We start from the raw sequence: 13,626 nt of genomic DNA, 5'->3' as shown, positions 1-13,626 counted from the left end.
CCCGCTCAGAACGCGTGGCGGATGCCGAAGTCGTAGCCCATCGACGAGCGCGGCGCCCAGCCCGAGGCCTGCGCGGAGCCGCCCGTGAGGTAGGCGGCCGAGCCGCCGGTGATGGCGCCCATCACGCCGGGGTTGTTCCAGCCGTCCTTGATGCGGATGCGCGACACCGAGGCATACAGCGCGGTGCGCTTCGAGAGGTTGTGCACGTAACCCAGCGAGATCTGGTTGGCCGTGGTGTCGCGGTTGCCGTTCAGGCCCCACAGCAGGCTGTTCAGATCGGTCGCGGCCGGTGCGCCGTTCTTGTACTTCACCGAGGCGTACGACGCGCGGATCAGGCCCGGGCCCACGGGCACGGTCACGCCCAGCAGGTAGCCGTTGTACTTGTCCTTGCGCGTCGTGGTGTTCATGAAGGGGAGCGCCAGGCCCGGCACGTTCTGCAATGCGCCGGTCTCGTTCTTGTCCTGCACGCGCGACACTTCCGCGAACAGCTTGGCAGGGCCGAAGTTGTACGACGCGCCCAGGTTCAGCGCGTTGATCTTGCGGTCCTGCGTGGCGGTCGCGATGCCGAGCGCGTTGAGCGTGGTGCTGTCGGCGGCCGTGCTCTGGCTGTAGGCGATGGCCATGTCGAGCGGGCCGCTGGCGTAGCCCACGCGGCCACCGACATAACGGCCCTTGGCCGACGGCGTGCCGGGCTGGTCGCTGCGCTTCGTGTTTTCGTGCAGCGTGTACTGCACCTGGCCGTAGACGCCACCGAGGTCCGGCGGCAGGAAGTAGCTGATCGAGTTGCCGGTGCGGATGTAGTTGTCGGTCGAGGCCACCACGGAGCCGGGGCCGGCGATGGCGGCGATGCGGCTGTTGATGTTGGCGATGAGGTTGGTGCCGACGCCGTTGGTGCCGAAGGGATCGAAGACGGTGTCGTTCCAGAAGGTCGCGGCGTAGTCGCGGCCCAGGCGCAGCTCGCCAAAGGGGCTCGACAGGCTCAGGGTCGAGCGGCGGTTGAAGTTGGTGATGCCCTTGGCGCCGTCGTCGTTCGTGATGCCCGACTCGAGCCAGAAGCTCGCGGCCAGGCCACCACCCAGGTCTTCCGTGCCGCGAAAGCCGACGCGGCTGCCTGCATAGCCCGAGTTGGACATCGCGGTCTGGCTCGTCTTCGAGCCACCCGCTGCGCTGGCCGGCGGCAATGCGAAGGGGTTGGGGCTGTGGTATGTGCTCTTCGACGTGTAGCGGCTGATGCCGACGTCGACGATGCCGAACACCGTGACGGACGATTGCGCCGATGCGGTACCGGCAGTACCAACGGTCGCGACGAGGGCGATGGCGGACAGGGCGTGATGTTTCTTCATGGCAGGTCTTGCGTTGCGTGCTTCTTCAGGGATGAACGAGGCCGCTGGTGCGCATTGCTGCGTTCCAGGGCTCGGGTGTTCCGAAGGGCGGATGCCCTTCGGGGACTTCGGGAAAAAGGAGTGCGGCCTCTAGGCGCGCGCAGGCGCTGGCAGCGCCTTGCTTCGCATCACCGCATTCGCATCGCGAGGAGCGTGCGGCGTCGCATCAGTGACGCGAAGAACCATGTCAACGAACGCTTCATGGCGCGGAGAAACAGCGGTGTGCGCGAAGGCAGGGAGCGTGTGTGTCTCACTTAGGGAGTTCCTCGTTGTTCTTTGACTGGCCAGTCCTATGATAGGAATCGCTGCTCTTCGAATCCGTCAACCAGGCAACAGTTTTTGCTGAGTCATCACATGGAATACCCTCAACCCGTATCGCAGAGCACAAGGGAACAGATCGAGCGCGGGCTGTGTGCGTGTTCGGTGTTTCTCGATTGGCCGGAAGACCGGTTGCGCGAGTTGGCGAGCGCCGCGCGCGCCAGGCACTACCGGCGCCGCACGCCGCTCGTGGGTCGCGGCAACCACCAGCGAGAGGTGTTCGTGGTCGTGTCGGGCTCGATCGAGATCGCGGCCACGAACGCGGCCGGCGACAAGTACATCCTCTCGGTGCTCGGGGCCGGCCAGATCACGCGCATGGTGCACCTCATCGACGACCTGCAGCCGGTCTTCGCCTTCGAGGCGCGCGCCGATTCGCACATCATCCACATCCCCGGTGCCACCATGCGGCGCATCCTCGATGCAGAGCCGGTGCTGTGGCGAAGCATCGCTCAGACCATGCTGCGGCGCTATCGGATGAGCGCCGAGGTCCTGCAGGACCAGGTGCTGGGCTCCGTGCGTCGCCGCACCGCGATCACGCTGATCAACATGGTGTATCGCTACGGCGACGAGAGCGGAAGCCCGTGCGACACCGAGCTGCGCATCTCGCAGACCGACCTGGCGAACATGCTGGGCGTGTCGCGGCAGACCATCGGCAAGGAGCTGGCGCAGCTGAAGGACGAGGGCGTGCTCGGCTGCAACGAGGGCTATCGCCTGATCACCGTGGTCGACCTGCCCAAGCTGCACCGCATCACTGCGGAAGACTGAAGAACGCGCTGCCTCCGTGCGCCACCGAGGTGACGCGGTCCGCGATGTCTTCGGCAGTCATGCGTGTCTTGCGCAGGTACGCGATGCTCGGAAAGCCCTGCGGCATCTGTTCCGCATGGCAACGACCGCGGCGATGTGCTGCGGGGTCTGCACCCGGGGTTCGAAATCGGGACGCGGGTGATGCACGGGTCTCGAGAAGCGGAGCCATCAATCCAGCGTGACGCCCGTGGCACGCGTGAGCTTCAGCGACACGGGCAGGAACGCCTTGTACGCCGCCGAGGCTTCGGCCGGCGTGTTGCCGATGGGCTCGGCGCCCATGTCCTCGATGCGGCGCTGCACCTCGGGCTGCTTCACCACCGCGGCGACTTCGCGGCTGAGCTTCTCGACGATGGCGTCGGGCGTCTTGGCCGGCACCAGCAGCGAGGTCGGCGCCATGAGCATGAACATGTCGTCCTTGTAACCCTGCTCGGCGAAGGTCGGCACCGTGGGCGCGGCCTTGGCACGCTGCGCGCCCGGCACGGCGATCGCGCGCAGCTTGCCGGCCGCGACGTAGGGCTGGAAGGTGCTGATGGAACCCACGGTCATCTGGATCACGCCGCTGAGCAGGTCGACCGCCATCGGGCTTTCGCCCTTGTAGGCCACGTGCAGGGTCTGGGTGCCGTAGGTCTTGTCCATGAAGACCTGCATCTGGTGCGGCTGCACGCCAGGGCCCCAGGAGCCCATCGCGTACTTGCCGGGCGCCTTGCGCACGGCCTCGACGAGGCTCTTGAAATCCTGCGCCGGCACCGAGGGGTGCACGACCATGATGGTGCGCGTGCTCGCGATGTCCGACACATGGCGCAGGTCGGTGCGCGGGTCGTAGGGCAGCTTCTTGTACAGCGCCAGGTTCGCGGCGATCGGGCCCGGCACCGACAGCAGCACGGTGTAGCCGTCGGGCGCGCTCTTGGCCACGTAGTCGGTGCCGATGATGCCGCCGGCGCCGCTGCGGTTCTCCACCAGCACGGGCTGCTTCAGCCGCTTGGCGAGCCCGTCGCCGACCAGTCGCGCGAGCGCGTCGGCCGAACCGCCGGCCTGGTACTGGACGATGATGCGGATCGGCTTGCTCGGGTAGTCGGCCTGCGCCAGGGCGGCACCGGCCGCCAGGTGGAGCCCGACGATGCACAGGCCGGGCGCGCGCAGCGCGCGGAAGCGGGAACGGGTCATGAAGTGAGTGCCTTTCGGGTGGGGGACGATGCAGTCGGTGCGGTCAGGGCAGGCGCTTCAGCGCAGGCGGTGCCCAGCGCCCGTCGAGCACCGGCGCCTGAGGCATGTACAGGCGCAGGTTCATGCTGAAAGGGCCGGCGGGCGCGGGCAGCCAGTTCGGGGCTTTGTCGGGGCCCGGCGACGCGTGCTGGATGTACAGGTCCAGCGAACCGTCGGCGTTGAAGGCGAGCGCGTCGCGGTCGCCGATGGCGTAGCGGTTCAGCGCGTTGTCGACGAAGAACTGGTCGGGGCCGTACAGCGTCAGCGACCAGAACGCATCGGCCGGCGGCAGCTCGTGCGCATCGAAGTGCAGCACATAGCGCGCAGTGCCCGCCAGCGGCTGGCCCTCGCTGTCGCAGACCGAGCGCGGGTACATCGCCTCTTCGCGCGGCAGGGCGCCCAGGCCTGCGTAGGCGACGAAGGCGCGTGCCAGGTAGTCGTTGCCGTAGACGCCCACGTTGCTGCCGAGGCTCCAGCCGTTGCGCACCATGCGCATCGCCGGTGCGCGCTCGAGCATGCGCCGGTAGGCATCGGGCGCGGCGCGCGTCAGAGCGCGTTGCACGGCCTCGGGTGCGGCGGCCAGTGCGAAGCTGCGGCCGGGGACCAAGCCGATGCGCTCCATGCGCAGCAGCAATGCTCCATCGGTGGCATGCGGCGGGTTGCGCTGGAGCAGTTCGGCGAAGAGCGCGAAGAAGTCGCCGGCGCCGAGCGCGGCCACCTGCTCGACGGGCGGGCGCATGTCCACCGCCGGGTCGACGTGGCCGGCGGGTGGGGCATGGGGCTTGCCCCAGGCCGACAGCGGCACGGCCTCGAAGCCGGCCTGCAGCGTGTGCACGCGGGCGTAGTCGGTCGCGCCGTTGGTCTGGATGCGCCCGACGATCCAGCCCACGTCCGTGGGGCTCACGATGGCGCGCACGCCCTCGGGCAGCGTGCCTTTCCAGCGCGGGCCGACGAGCGCGAAGTGGCCGCCGCCGTTGCCGTTGGTGCGCGTGCCCAGCGTGGCGAACACGTCGGTCCACAGGTCGTAGAACGGAATGACGTGGTAGCGATCGCCCATGTCCGGCAGCGTCAGCACCAGCGGCTCTTCGCCGACGTCGTACCAGATGTTGGAGTACAGCGTGTCGGCGTTGGGACGCACCACGTCCTTGAAGCCGGCGTCGGGGTAGGTGGGCACGTGCACGAAGCGGTTCATCGGCCCGCGCACGCGCGCGCCGTCGGGCTGCGCGACGTTGGTGGCCACGCGGCGCGTCAGCTCCATCACCACCATCGGATAGGCATAGGTGTAGGCCTCGATGCCGATGGCGTAGGCGTCTGCTTCAGTGATCAACGTGCTCACGACTGGGCCTCCGCATAGCGCAGCCAGACGTCGTGGATCTGCCCGTCGAAGCCGAACGGCGCACGCTCGAAGTACTCGGCCGCCACCGGCGAGCCCAGGTCGCAGCCGACGTCGAAGGTCTCGCAGGCGGAGAAGATGGCCGTCACCGTGACGCCGATGTCGCACGCCGCCACCTGCACGCCGTCGACGCGCAGCACGGCGTGCGCGGGCCGCTGGGGAGCCGTGCCGTCGCTCATCGTGAACTCGACATCGATCGCATGGCGTCCGGCGGCAATGCGTTCGGGCGAGCGCGCCTTGAAGCGGTACATGCCGAGCATGTTGTACTCGTAGGCCAGGTGGCCGTCGTCCAGGTACAGGCAGATGCCGCCGTTGAAGCCGCCCAGCGCGAACAGCACGCCGCTCGCGCGCTCGCCCAGCGTGGCATCGACGGTGGCCGTGTGGCTGCGCGTCTTGATGTTGGGCGCGCAGTTCTCCGGAATGCGCGTGATGTCGCCGCTGAAATGCCACGAGGTATGCCGGGGCGCGATGCGGTGCTGCGGCTTCAGCGTCAGGTGGTAGATCGCGCCCAGCGGATAGACGTGGTTGATGCCCGCCTGCACGGCGAACATCTCCTTCATCTGCGCCAGCTTGGCCGGCTGCGCCTGCGCCAGGTCGTGCGCCTGCGCGTAGTCCTGTGCGACGTGGTACAGCTCCCAGACGTCGTTGTCCGGGTCCCAGGTGGCCAGCCCGGGCGCGGCGCCCGCGACCCAGGGAATGCGCGGGCCGAACACGCCCGCGGTCCAGCCGTCGTGGTGCACCATGCGGCTGCCCGCCACCTCGAAGTACTGCACGCCCTTGCGGCCCTCGGCCAGCGGATGGGCGAAGGTGTAGGCCATCGAGATGCCGTCCAGCGAATCCTGCCGCACGCCGTTGAGCTCGACCGGCGGCGTGATGCCCAAGATGTCGTAGAGCGTGGGCGCGATGTCGTTGACGTGGTGGAACTGCGAGCGCGGCGTGGTGTCAGGCCGGATGCCGCGCGGCCACGACACGACCAGCGGCGTGCGCGTGCCGCCGAAGTGCGCGGCGATCAGCTTGGTGCTCTGGAACGGCGTGGAGCCGGCCCAGGCCCAGCCGGCGTGGTACATGTTGTCGGTCTTGCGCCCGCCCAGTGCGTCGAGGCCGCCCAGGCCTTCCAGCATTTCGAGGTGCTGCGAGATCTTGGTGGAGATGCGGTTCTGCGCCAGCAGCTCGACCACGGTGCCGTTCTGTCCTTCGGCGCTGCCGCCGTTGTCGCTGAACACGAAGAACACCAGCGTGTTGTCGCGCAGCCCGAGCTGCTCCAGCTCGTCGACGACCTTGCCGATCTGCGCATCGGTGTGCTCCAGGAAGCCCGCGTAGACCTCCATCAGCCGGCGCTGGAACGGGCGCTCGGCCTCGGGAATGCTGTCCCAGCTGGCGAGCGTCTCGGGCCTTGGCGTGAGCTCGGCGGTCTCGGGGATCCAGCCCATCTCCTTCTGGCGCGCGAAGGCGCGTTCGCGGTAGGCGTCCCAGCCGTCGTCGAACCTGCCCTTGTACTTGTCGGTCCATTCCTTGAAGACGTGGTGCGGGCCGTGCACCGCGCCGGGCGCCCAGTACATCAGGAAGGGCTTGTCGGGCGTGATGGCGCGGTGGCGGCGCAGCCAGCCGCAGGCCTTGTCGGCCATGTCCTCGCTCAGGTGGTAGCCCTCGTCGCGCGGCGGCTCGATGAGCGTGGTGTTCTCGACCAGGCGCGGCTCGTACTGCGAGCTCTCGCCGCCCAGGAAGCCGTAGAAGTGGTTGAAGCCGTGGCCGGTGGGCCAGCGGTCGAAGGGGCCCATCTGCGTGGTCAGGTTGGCCGGCGTGTTGTGCCACTTGCCGAACGCGGCCGTGTTGTAGCCCCAGGCCCCGAGCACCTCGGCCATCGTGCCGGCGCTCTTGGGAATGACGCCCACGTAGCCGTCCCAGTCGGTGGCGTATTCGGAGATGTGGCCGTAGCCCACGCGGTGCGCGTTGCGCCCCGTCAGCAGCGACGCGCGCGTGGGCGAGCACACGCCGCAGTTGTGGAAGGCGTTGTAGGTGATGCCGCTGCCGGCCAGCCGCGTCAGCGTGGGCGTGTGGATCTCGCCGCCGAAGGTGTCGGGGTGCGCGAAGCCGGCGTCGTCGAGCATCACGATCAGCACGTTCGGTGCGTCGTCGCGCAGGTGCGGCACCGCCTTGCGCCGCGCGTGCGTGGACTCCGACAGCTTGCGCCCCGCGATGCTGGCGCTGGGCGGCGCATCGAAGGGCAGGTGGCTGCCCTGTCCGGGCAGGGTGTTGAAGCCGCCGAGGGGGGCGGAGGGGTTGGATTTTTCTTGTGTCATGGGGGCTCTGTTTGACGCGCGGGGGCAGGGCCCCGGCGTCGTGGTGGATCGGGCGTCAGTCCAGCGTGACGCCGATGGACTTGACCAGGGCGCTCCAGTCCTGCAGGTCCTGGCGCAGGACTTCCTTGAACTGCTCGGGCGTGGGGCGCGGCAGGTCGGTGAAGTTGAGTTCGCGCAGGCGCTGGGTCACGGCCGGGTCCTGCAGGGCGCGGTAGATCTCTTCGTTCAGGCGCTTGACGATGGCGGGCGGCGTCTTGGCCGGCACGAAGAAGCCGTACCAGGTGTAGTTCTTGAACGGGAACCCGGCCTGCGTCATCGTGGGCACGTCGGGCAGCATCGGCAGGCGGTCGGGGCCGCTGTAGGCCAGGGCCTTGACCCGGCCGGCCTTCACCACCTCGATGGTGGACGAGATGTCGGCGAAGCCGGCGTCCACCTGGCCGCCCATGAGGTCCTGCACGCAGGGGCTGCTGCCCTTGTAGGGCACGTGCAGCAGCGAGATGCCGGCCTGCTTCTTCAGGCTTTCCATCGTGAGGTGGCCGCCCGAGCCGTTGCCCCACGAGCAGTAGTTCAGCTTGTCGGGGTTGGCCTTGGCATGGGTGACGAAGTCCTTGAGCGTGTTCGGCGGCAGGTCCTTGCGCACCAGCAGCAGGTTGCCGCCGCGGCCCACCTGCGCGACGGGCGCGAAGTCCTTGAGCGGCTCGTAGGGCAGCTTCTTGTAGAGCGCCGGGTTGATCACCATCGTGGCGGCGTAGGTGAACAGCACGCGCGTGCCGTCGGCCGGCCCCTTGGCGACGTAGTCGACGCCCAGGATGCCGTTGGCGCCGGCGCGGTTGTCGACGATCACGCTCTGCTTGAAGGCCTTGCCCAGCACGTCGGCGAACAGCCGCGCGATGAGGTCGGTGCCGCCGGCGGGCGGCGTGGGCACGACGATGGTGACCGGCTTGCTGGGGTAGCCAGCGCCGTCTTGCGCCGTGGCCGCGCCGGCGAGGGAGAGAAGGGCCAGCACGGTGAGTGCCGGCCGCAGCAATATCCTGTTCACGGAAATGTCTCCTTGGGAATGGGTCGCGCAGGCCCCGCGCCTCTGGGCGCGTCCCCGTTGCTACACGGGGAGGGACTGCATCTCCATGCTAGGAAACAGCGGCCATCGATTCCGTCAACCAGCCGACAGATTCGTTGACGCCGGCTCGGGGAATACCCTCTGGCTCAGCCGGAGGCGGGCTGCATGTCGACCGGCGAGGGCGCGTTGTCGTTCCGTGGCCGCGCGCACCCTCGACGCGGCGCTGTCATGCGCCGAGCTTGCGCGCGATCAGGTCCTTCATGATCTCGCTGGTGCCGCCGTAGATGCGCTGCACGCGCGCATCGGCATACATGCGTGCGATCGGGTACTCGACCATGTAGCCATAGCCACCGAAGAGTTGCAGGCATTCGTCCAGGACCTTGCCCTGTTGCTCGGTGCACCACAGCTTGGCCATGTAGGCGGCTTCCTGGTCGAGCGTGCCGTCGACCATGCGCTGGATGCAGTCGTTGACGAAGGTGCGCACGACGTGCGCGATGGTCGCGCATTCGGCGAGCTTGAAGCGCGTGTTCTGGAAGTCGAACACCGTCTGCCCGAAGGCCTTGCGCTGCTGCGTGTAGTCCACCGCCAGCTCCACCGCGCGCTCGATCACCGCGGCGGCCGGCACGCACAGGAACAGGCGTTCGTACGACAACTGGCTCATGAGCTGGATGAAGCCGTCGCCCTCCTTGCCGCCGAGCAGATGGTCGGCCGGAACGCGCACGCCGTCGAAGAAGATTTCGGCCGTATCCGATGCATGCTGCCCCAGCTTTTCGAGCCGCCGGCCCACGCGAAAGCCGGGCAGGTCTTCGGTCTCCAGCACGATGAGCGACACGCCGCGGCTGCCCACCTCGCCGGTGCGCACCGCCACCACCAGCAGGTTCCCCGAGAAGCCGTTGGTGATGAAGGTCTTGGCGCCGTCGATCACGTAGTGATCGCCTTCGCGCCGCGCGCGCGTGCGCAGCGCCTTCAGGTCCGAGCCGCAGCCGGGTTCGGTGAGCGCGATGCCGGCGAACAGCTCGCCGCTGGCGAGCTTCGGCAGCCAGCGCTGCTTCTGCGCCTCGGTGCCGTAGTCGAGGATGTAGTGCGCGGCCAGGTTGTGCACGCCGGTGTTGGCGGGAAACTCGGCCTTGGCCAGTTCGTCCTGCACCACCATCTGGTAGGCCAGCGATGCACCGGCGCCGCCATAGGCCTCGTCGATCTCGGGCAGCAGGAAACCCATCTGCCCGAACGGGCGCCAGACCTCGCGCGGAATGAAGCCCTGGCGGCGCCAGCCTTCGAGATGCGGCGACAGTTCGGCGGCGATGTAGCGGCGTGCCTGTTCGCGAAAGGCATCGATGTCTTCGTCCATCCAGCGATGGCGGTAGAGCTGAGGCAGCATGGTTCTCCCAAGGGTCAGTCTGGCTTGGCACGCGCAAGGAAGCGTGCACAGGCGTTGTTGAAAAATTCACCGGCCACATGCCGGCGCTGGGCCGTGCATTCGTCGCTCAGTTGCCGGGCCAGCGTGTTGTCGCTCGCCGCGTCGATCAGTTGTCGGGTGTCGCGCAAGGCTGCGGCCGATGCATGGCCCAGCCGCCTGGCGATCGCTCGGGCTTCTTCGAGCAGCACGGCATCGTCGACGCAGCGCCAGATGAGCCCCCATTGCTCGGCCTTCGCCGCGTCGATGCGTTCGCCGAGCAGCGCCATGCCGAGCGCGCGGCTGCGCCCGAGCAGCCGGGGCAGCGACCAGGTCGCGCCCAGGTCGGGCACGGCGCCCAGTTGCGGCACCTGCGGCACCAGGAAGTAGGTCGAGCGCGCCGCGATCACGACGTCGGCCGCCAGCGCGATGCCCACGCCAGCGCCCACGCACGGACCGTTGACGGCGGCCACCACCGGCACCGCGCAATCGGCGATGGCCTGCGTGATGGGGTTGCCCACCTCTTCCATGCCGCGGCCGATCTCTTCCTGCGCATGGGCCGGGCCACCGGCGAGCACTTCGCCGAAGTAGCCGATGTCGCCCCCGCCGGAAAAGGCGCGGCCCGCGCCCGTCAGCACGATCGCGCGCACGCGGTCGTCCGCCGCGCATTCGCGCAGCGCCGCCAGCAGCGCTTCGAGCAGCGGCGGCCCCAGGGCATTGAGGGCTTGCGCCCGATCGAGCGTGAGCGTCGCAATGCCCTCGTGCACCTCGCTGCGGACAGCCGCGGTCATCGCTCAGAACCCCGTCAGGCCGCCGCTGCACACCAGCGTCTGGCCGCTGATGTAGTCGGACTCGGGCACGCACAGCAGATACACGGCACCCGCGGCCTCTTCGGGTGTGCCGCCGCGTCCGAGCGGAATGCCGCGCTCCATCGCGGCCATCAGGTCGGGGTTGACGCCTACCTTGATGTCGCGGCCGTCGATGTGGGCCGTGCCGCCCTCGGCGGCGTTGCCGGTCAGGCGGGTCTTGATGAGGCCGTAGGCCACGCAGTTGACCGTGACGTTCATGCGGCCCCATTCCTTGGCCAGCGTCTGCGTCATGCCGACGATGCCGGCCTTGCCCGCCGCGTAGTTGGTCTGGCCCGCGTTGCCGAACAGGCCCGCCATCGACGAGATGTTGACCACCTTGCGCACCACGCGCTGCCCGGCTTCGGTCTCGGCCTTGCCGAGTGCCCGGATCACCGGCTGTGCGGCACGCAGGATGCGAAACGGCGCCGTCAGATGCACGTCGATCATGGCGTACCACTGCTCGTCGGTCATCTTCTGCACCACGTTGTCCCAGGTGTAGCCGGCGTTGTTGATGAGGATGTCCAGGCCCTTGAATTCGCTCACGGCCGTGCCGACGAAGCGTTCGGCGAAGTCGGGCGCCGCGACGTTGCCGACACAGGCCACGGCCTGGCCGCCGGCCTCGCGGATGGCCTGCACGGCCTCTTGCGCAGGTTCGGCGTCGAGGTCGTTGACGACGATGCGAGCGCCTTCCGACGCGAGCTTGAGCGCGATGGAGCGGCCGATGCCGCGGCCCGAGCCGGTGATGAGGGCGACCTTGCCTTCGAGTTTGCGTGTCATGGTGTTCTTTCGGAAGGTGTGGGTTGTCAGGGCAGGGAGACGAAGGCTTCGCCGACGATCTTGGTCTGGCCGAACTGGTTGGTGCTTTGCAGCTCGATGCGCACGCCGCGTTCGCCGTTGCGCTCGGTCTTCTGCGCGATGCGTCCGCTGCAGCGCATGGCGTTGCCCAGGTGCGTGATGCCCTGGAAGCGCGCCTCGAAGTGGCGCAGGCGGCTTTGCGGCGCCCACTGCGTGAGCACGCGGCCGAGCCAGGCCATGCCCAGCATGCCCTGCGCGAACACGTCGGGCATGCCCGAGCGGCGCGCCATGTCGGTGTCGATGTGGATCGGGTTGTGGTCGCCCGAGGCGCCGGCAAAGAGCGCGAGCGCAGTGCGGTCCACGGCCGGCAACTGCACGGCCGGCAGTTCGTCGCCGACCTGGACGGTGTCGAAGGTGGGTGAAGTCATGGGCTTCTTTCTTTCATTCATTCAGTTGCGGCAAACGATGACCGTGCGCAGCTCGGCCACGAGCTCGTCGCGCTGGTTGGTGGCGCGCGAGGTCTTCACCACGAATTCGAGCGCGCCGTTCTTCTTGTCGTAGATGTCGCTGATGGTGGAGCGCACCGTCACCGTGTCGCCGACGCAGGCCGGGCGGTGGTAGCTGAAGCTCTGCTCGCCGTGCAGCAGCTTGGCCAGCGGGATCTGCAGATCGATCAGCAACTGGTCCGATGCACCCGAGTCCAGCTCGGCCGCGAACAGGAAGGTGGGCGGCGCGGGCAGGTCGGGGTAGCCGGCATCGCGCGCGGCGGCGTCGTCGGTGTAGACCGGGTCGGTCTCGCCGATGGCCTTGGCGAAGAACTGCAGCCGGCTGCGCTCGATCGGCAGCACCGAGGCGGGCAGTTCGTGGCCGATCCATTTCTTGTCGATCATGAGAGGGTCTCCTTGGGTTGTTGTGTCGTTCAGACGCGCTCGTAGAGCGTGACCACGCAGGCGCCGCCCAACCCGAGGTTGTGCTGCAGCGCGAGGCGCGCACCTTCGACCTGCCGCTTCTCGGCGGTGCCGCGCAACTGCTGGACCAGTTCCGTGCACTGGGCAAGGCCGGTGGCGCCCAGCGGATGGCCCTTGGACAGCAGGCCGCCCGAAGGGTTGGTCACGACCTTGCCGCCGTAGGTGTTGTCGCCATCGACCACGAACTTCTCCGCGCCACCGACCGGGCAAAGGCCCAGCGCTTCGTAGCTGATGAGTTCGTTGTGCGCGAAGCAGTCGTGCAGCTCGACCACGTCGATGTCCTGCGGGCCGACGCCTGCGGCTTCGTAGACCTTCTGCGCCGCCTCCTGCGCCATGCTGAAGCCGACCACTTCGCGCATGTCGCGCGCCTCGAAGCTCACGGGGCGGTCGGTGGTCATCGCCTGCGCCTTGATGCGCACGCTGCGGTTCAGCCCATGGCGCTGCGCGAACTCGGCCGAGCAGACGATGGCCGCGGCCGCGCCGCAGGTGGGCGGGCAGGCCATCAGGCGGGTCATCACGCCGGGCCACATCACGGGGGTGGCCAGCACTTCGTCTTCGGTCACCACGTTGCGGAACAGGGCCAGCGGGTTGTTCGCGGCATGGCGGCTGGCCTTGGCGCGGATCTTCGCGAAGGTCGAGAGCTGGGTGCCGTACTGCTGCATGTGCGCCAGGCCCGCGCCGCCGAAGTAGCGCAGCGCCAGGGGAATGTCGATGCCGCCGACCAGTTCGTCGGTGGCCTTGTCGAAGCGCGCGAAGGGGCTGGGCTTGTCGCTGAACACCGAGCCCAGCGCGCCCGGGCTCATCTGCTCGAAGCCGAGCGCGAGCACGCAGTCGGCCGCGCCGCTGGCCACGGCCTGGCGCGCCAGGAACAGGGCGGTCGAGCCGGTCGAGCAGTTGTTGTTGACGTTGACCACGGGAATGCCGGTCATGCCCACTTCATAGAGCGCGCTCTGGCCTGCGGTCGAATCGGCATAGACGTAGCCCACATAGGCCTGCTGCACCAGCTCGTAGCCGATGCCGGCGTCGCGCAGTGCGCGCCGCGTGGCGTCGGCGGCCATCGCCTGGTAGGGCGCGCTGGCACCCGGCTTGGTGAAAGGGATCATGCCGACCCCGGTGACGAAGACATCGCGGCTCATGGAATTTCCTGAGGGTTGAGAGAAAAAGG

Annotated in this window: 12 protein-coding genes; 1 reads left to right on the top strand and 11 read right to left on the bottom strand. The window is 68.4% G+C overall.

From position 1 onward, the window contains the following. Positions 1 to 5 precede the first annotated feature (5 nt). Positions 6 to 1,343: a porin gene (locus tag AC07Q9_RS02005; protein WP_495307061.1), complete on the bottom strand. Its 1,338-nt coding sequence runs from the start codon at positions 1,341 to 1,343 to the stop codon at positions 6 to 8. Between the two features lie 489 nt (positions 1,344 to 1,832). Between AC07Q9_RS02005 and AC07Q9_RS02000 the strand changes: the two genes are divergently transcribed. Next, positions 1,833 to 2,465: a Crp/Fnr family transcriptional regulator gene (locus AC07Q9_RS02000; protein ID WP_495307060.1), complete on the top strand. Its 633-nt coding sequence runs from the start codon at positions 1,833 to 1,835 to the stop codon at positions 2,463 to 2,465. Positions 2,466 to 2,672: 207 nt separating this feature from the next. Here AC07Q9_RS02000 and AC07Q9_RS01995 read toward each other — a convergent pair whose 3' ends face one another. The 10 genes from AC07Q9_RS01995 to AC07Q9_RS01950 all read right to left on the bottom strand — a co-directional run bounded on the left by AC07Q9_RS01995 (position 2,673) and on the right by AC07Q9_RS01950 (position 13,597). Continuing rightward, positions 2,673 to 3,668 (bottom strand): Bug family tripartite tricarboxylate transporter substrate binding protein, encoded by a 996-nt coding sequence (locus AC07Q9_RS01995; protein WP_495307059.1) that lies wholly within the window; start codon positions 3,666 to 3,668, stop codon positions 2,673 to 2,675. 43 nt (positions 3,669 to 3,711) lie between these two features. Next, positions 3,712 to 5,043, bottom strand: coding sequence for a DUF1254 domain-containing protein (locus AC07Q9_RS01990; RefSeq protein ID WP_495307058.1), 1,332 nt, complete (start codon positions 5,041 to 5,043; stop codon positions 3,712 to 3,714). Next, positions 5,040 to 7,400, bottom strand: coding sequence for an arylsulfatase (locus AC07Q9_RS01985; RefSeq protein ID WP_495307057.1), 2,361 nt, complete (start codon positions 7,398 to 7,400; stop codon positions 5,040 to 5,042). The genes AC07Q9_RS01990 and AC07Q9_RS01985 overlap by 4 nt, the downstream gene beginning before the upstream one ends. A gap of 55 nt (positions 7,401 to 7,455) precedes the next feature. Then, positions 7,456 to 8,439, bottom strand: coding sequence for a Bug family tripartite tricarboxylate transporter substrate binding protein (locus AC07Q9_RS01980; protein WP_495307056.1), 984 nt, complete (start codon positions 8,437 to 8,439; stop codon positions 7,456 to 7,458). A gap of 244 nt (positions 8,440 to 8,683) precedes the next feature. Next, positions 8,684 to 9,835, bottom strand: a complete 1,152-nt coding sequence (locus AC07Q9_RS01975) for an acyl-CoA dehydrogenase family protein (RefSeq protein WP_495307055.1) — start codon at positions 9,833 to 9,835, stop codon at positions 8,684 to 8,686. Between the two features lie 14 nt (positions 9,836 to 9,849). Continuing rightward, positions 9,850 to 10,641, bottom strand: a complete 792-nt coding sequence (locus tag AC07Q9_RS01970) for an enoyl-CoA hydratase/isomerase family protein (RefSeq protein ID WP_495307054.1) — start codon at positions 10,639 to 10,641, stop codon at positions 9,850 to 9,852. A gap of 3 nt (positions 10,642 to 10,644) precedes the next feature. Then, a complete protein-coding gene (locus AC07Q9_RS01965; RefSeq protein ID WP_495307053.1) occupies positions 10,645 to 11,475 on the bottom strand; it encodes an SDR family NAD(P)-dependent oxidoreductase in 831 nt (276 codons plus the stop codon). Positions 11,476 to 11,501: 26 nt separating this feature from the next. Continuing rightward, entirely contained in the window at positions 11,502 to 11,921 is a 420-nt protein-coding gene (locus AC07Q9_RS01960) for a MaoC/PaaZ C-terminal domain-containing protein (protein ID WP_495307052.1), read from the bottom strand. A gap of 21 nt (positions 11,922 to 11,942) precedes the next feature. Then, a complete protein-coding gene (locus AC07Q9_RS01955) occupies positions 11,943 to 12,383 on the bottom strand; it encodes a MaoC family dehydratase N-terminal domain-containing protein (RefSeq protein ID WP_495307051.1) in 441 nt (146 codons plus the stop codon). 29 nt (positions 12,384 to 12,412) lie between these two features. Then, positions 12,413 to 13,597, bottom strand: coding sequence for a lipid-transfer protein (locus tag AC07Q9_RS01950; protein WP_495307050.1), 1,185 nt, complete (start codon positions 13,595 to 13,597; stop codon positions 12,413 to 12,415). Positions 13,598 to 13,626 lie beyond the last annotated feature (29 nt).

It is taken from the genome of Variovorax sp. GW821-FHT09A10 (genome assembly GCF_059418385.1).
The sequence above is the reverse complement of the archived record's forward strand: the minus strand, read 5'-3'. Positions and strand labels throughout refer to the sequence as shown.

Excerpts from the sequence above, each read along its gene's own strand:
- AC07Q9_RS02005 (WP_495307061.1), bottom strand. The coding sequence starts at position 1,343 with ATGAAGAAACATCACGCCCTGTCCGCCATCGCCCTCGTCGCGACCGTT.
- AC07Q9_RS01995 (WP_495307059.1), bottom strand. The coding sequence starts at position 3,668 with ATGACCCGTTCCCGCTTCCGCGCGCTGCGCGCGCCCGGCCTGTGCATC.
- AC07Q9_RS01985 (WP_495307057.1), bottom strand. The coding sequence starts at position 7,400 with ATGACACAAGAAAAATCCAACCCCTCCGCCCCCCTCGGCGGCTTCAAC.
- AC07Q9_RS01975 (WP_495307055.1), bottom strand. The coding sequence starts at position 9,835 with ATGCTGCCTCAGCTCTACCGCCATCGCTGGATGGACGAAGACATCGAT.
- AC07Q9_RS01970 (WP_495307054.1), bottom strand. The coding sequence starts at position 10,641 with ATGACCGCGGCTGTCCGCAGCGAGGTGCACGAGGGCATTGCGACGCTC.
- AC07Q9_RS01965 (WP_495307053.1), bottom strand. The coding sequence starts at position 11,475 with ATGACACGCAAACTCGAAGGCAAGGTCGCCCTCATCACCGGCTCGGGC.
- AC07Q9_RS01960 (WP_495307052.1), bottom strand. The coding sequence starts at position 11,921 with ATGACTTCACCCACCTTCGACACCGTCCAGGTCGGCGACGAACTGCCG.
- AC07Q9_RS01955 (WP_495307051.1), bottom strand. The coding sequence starts at position 12,383 with ATGATCGACAAGAAATGGATCGGCCACGAACTGCCCGCCTCGGTGCTG.
- AC07Q9_RS01950 (WP_495307050.1), bottom strand. The coding sequence starts at position 13,597 with ATGAGCCGCGATGTCTTCGTCACCGGGGTCGGCATGATCCCTTTCACC.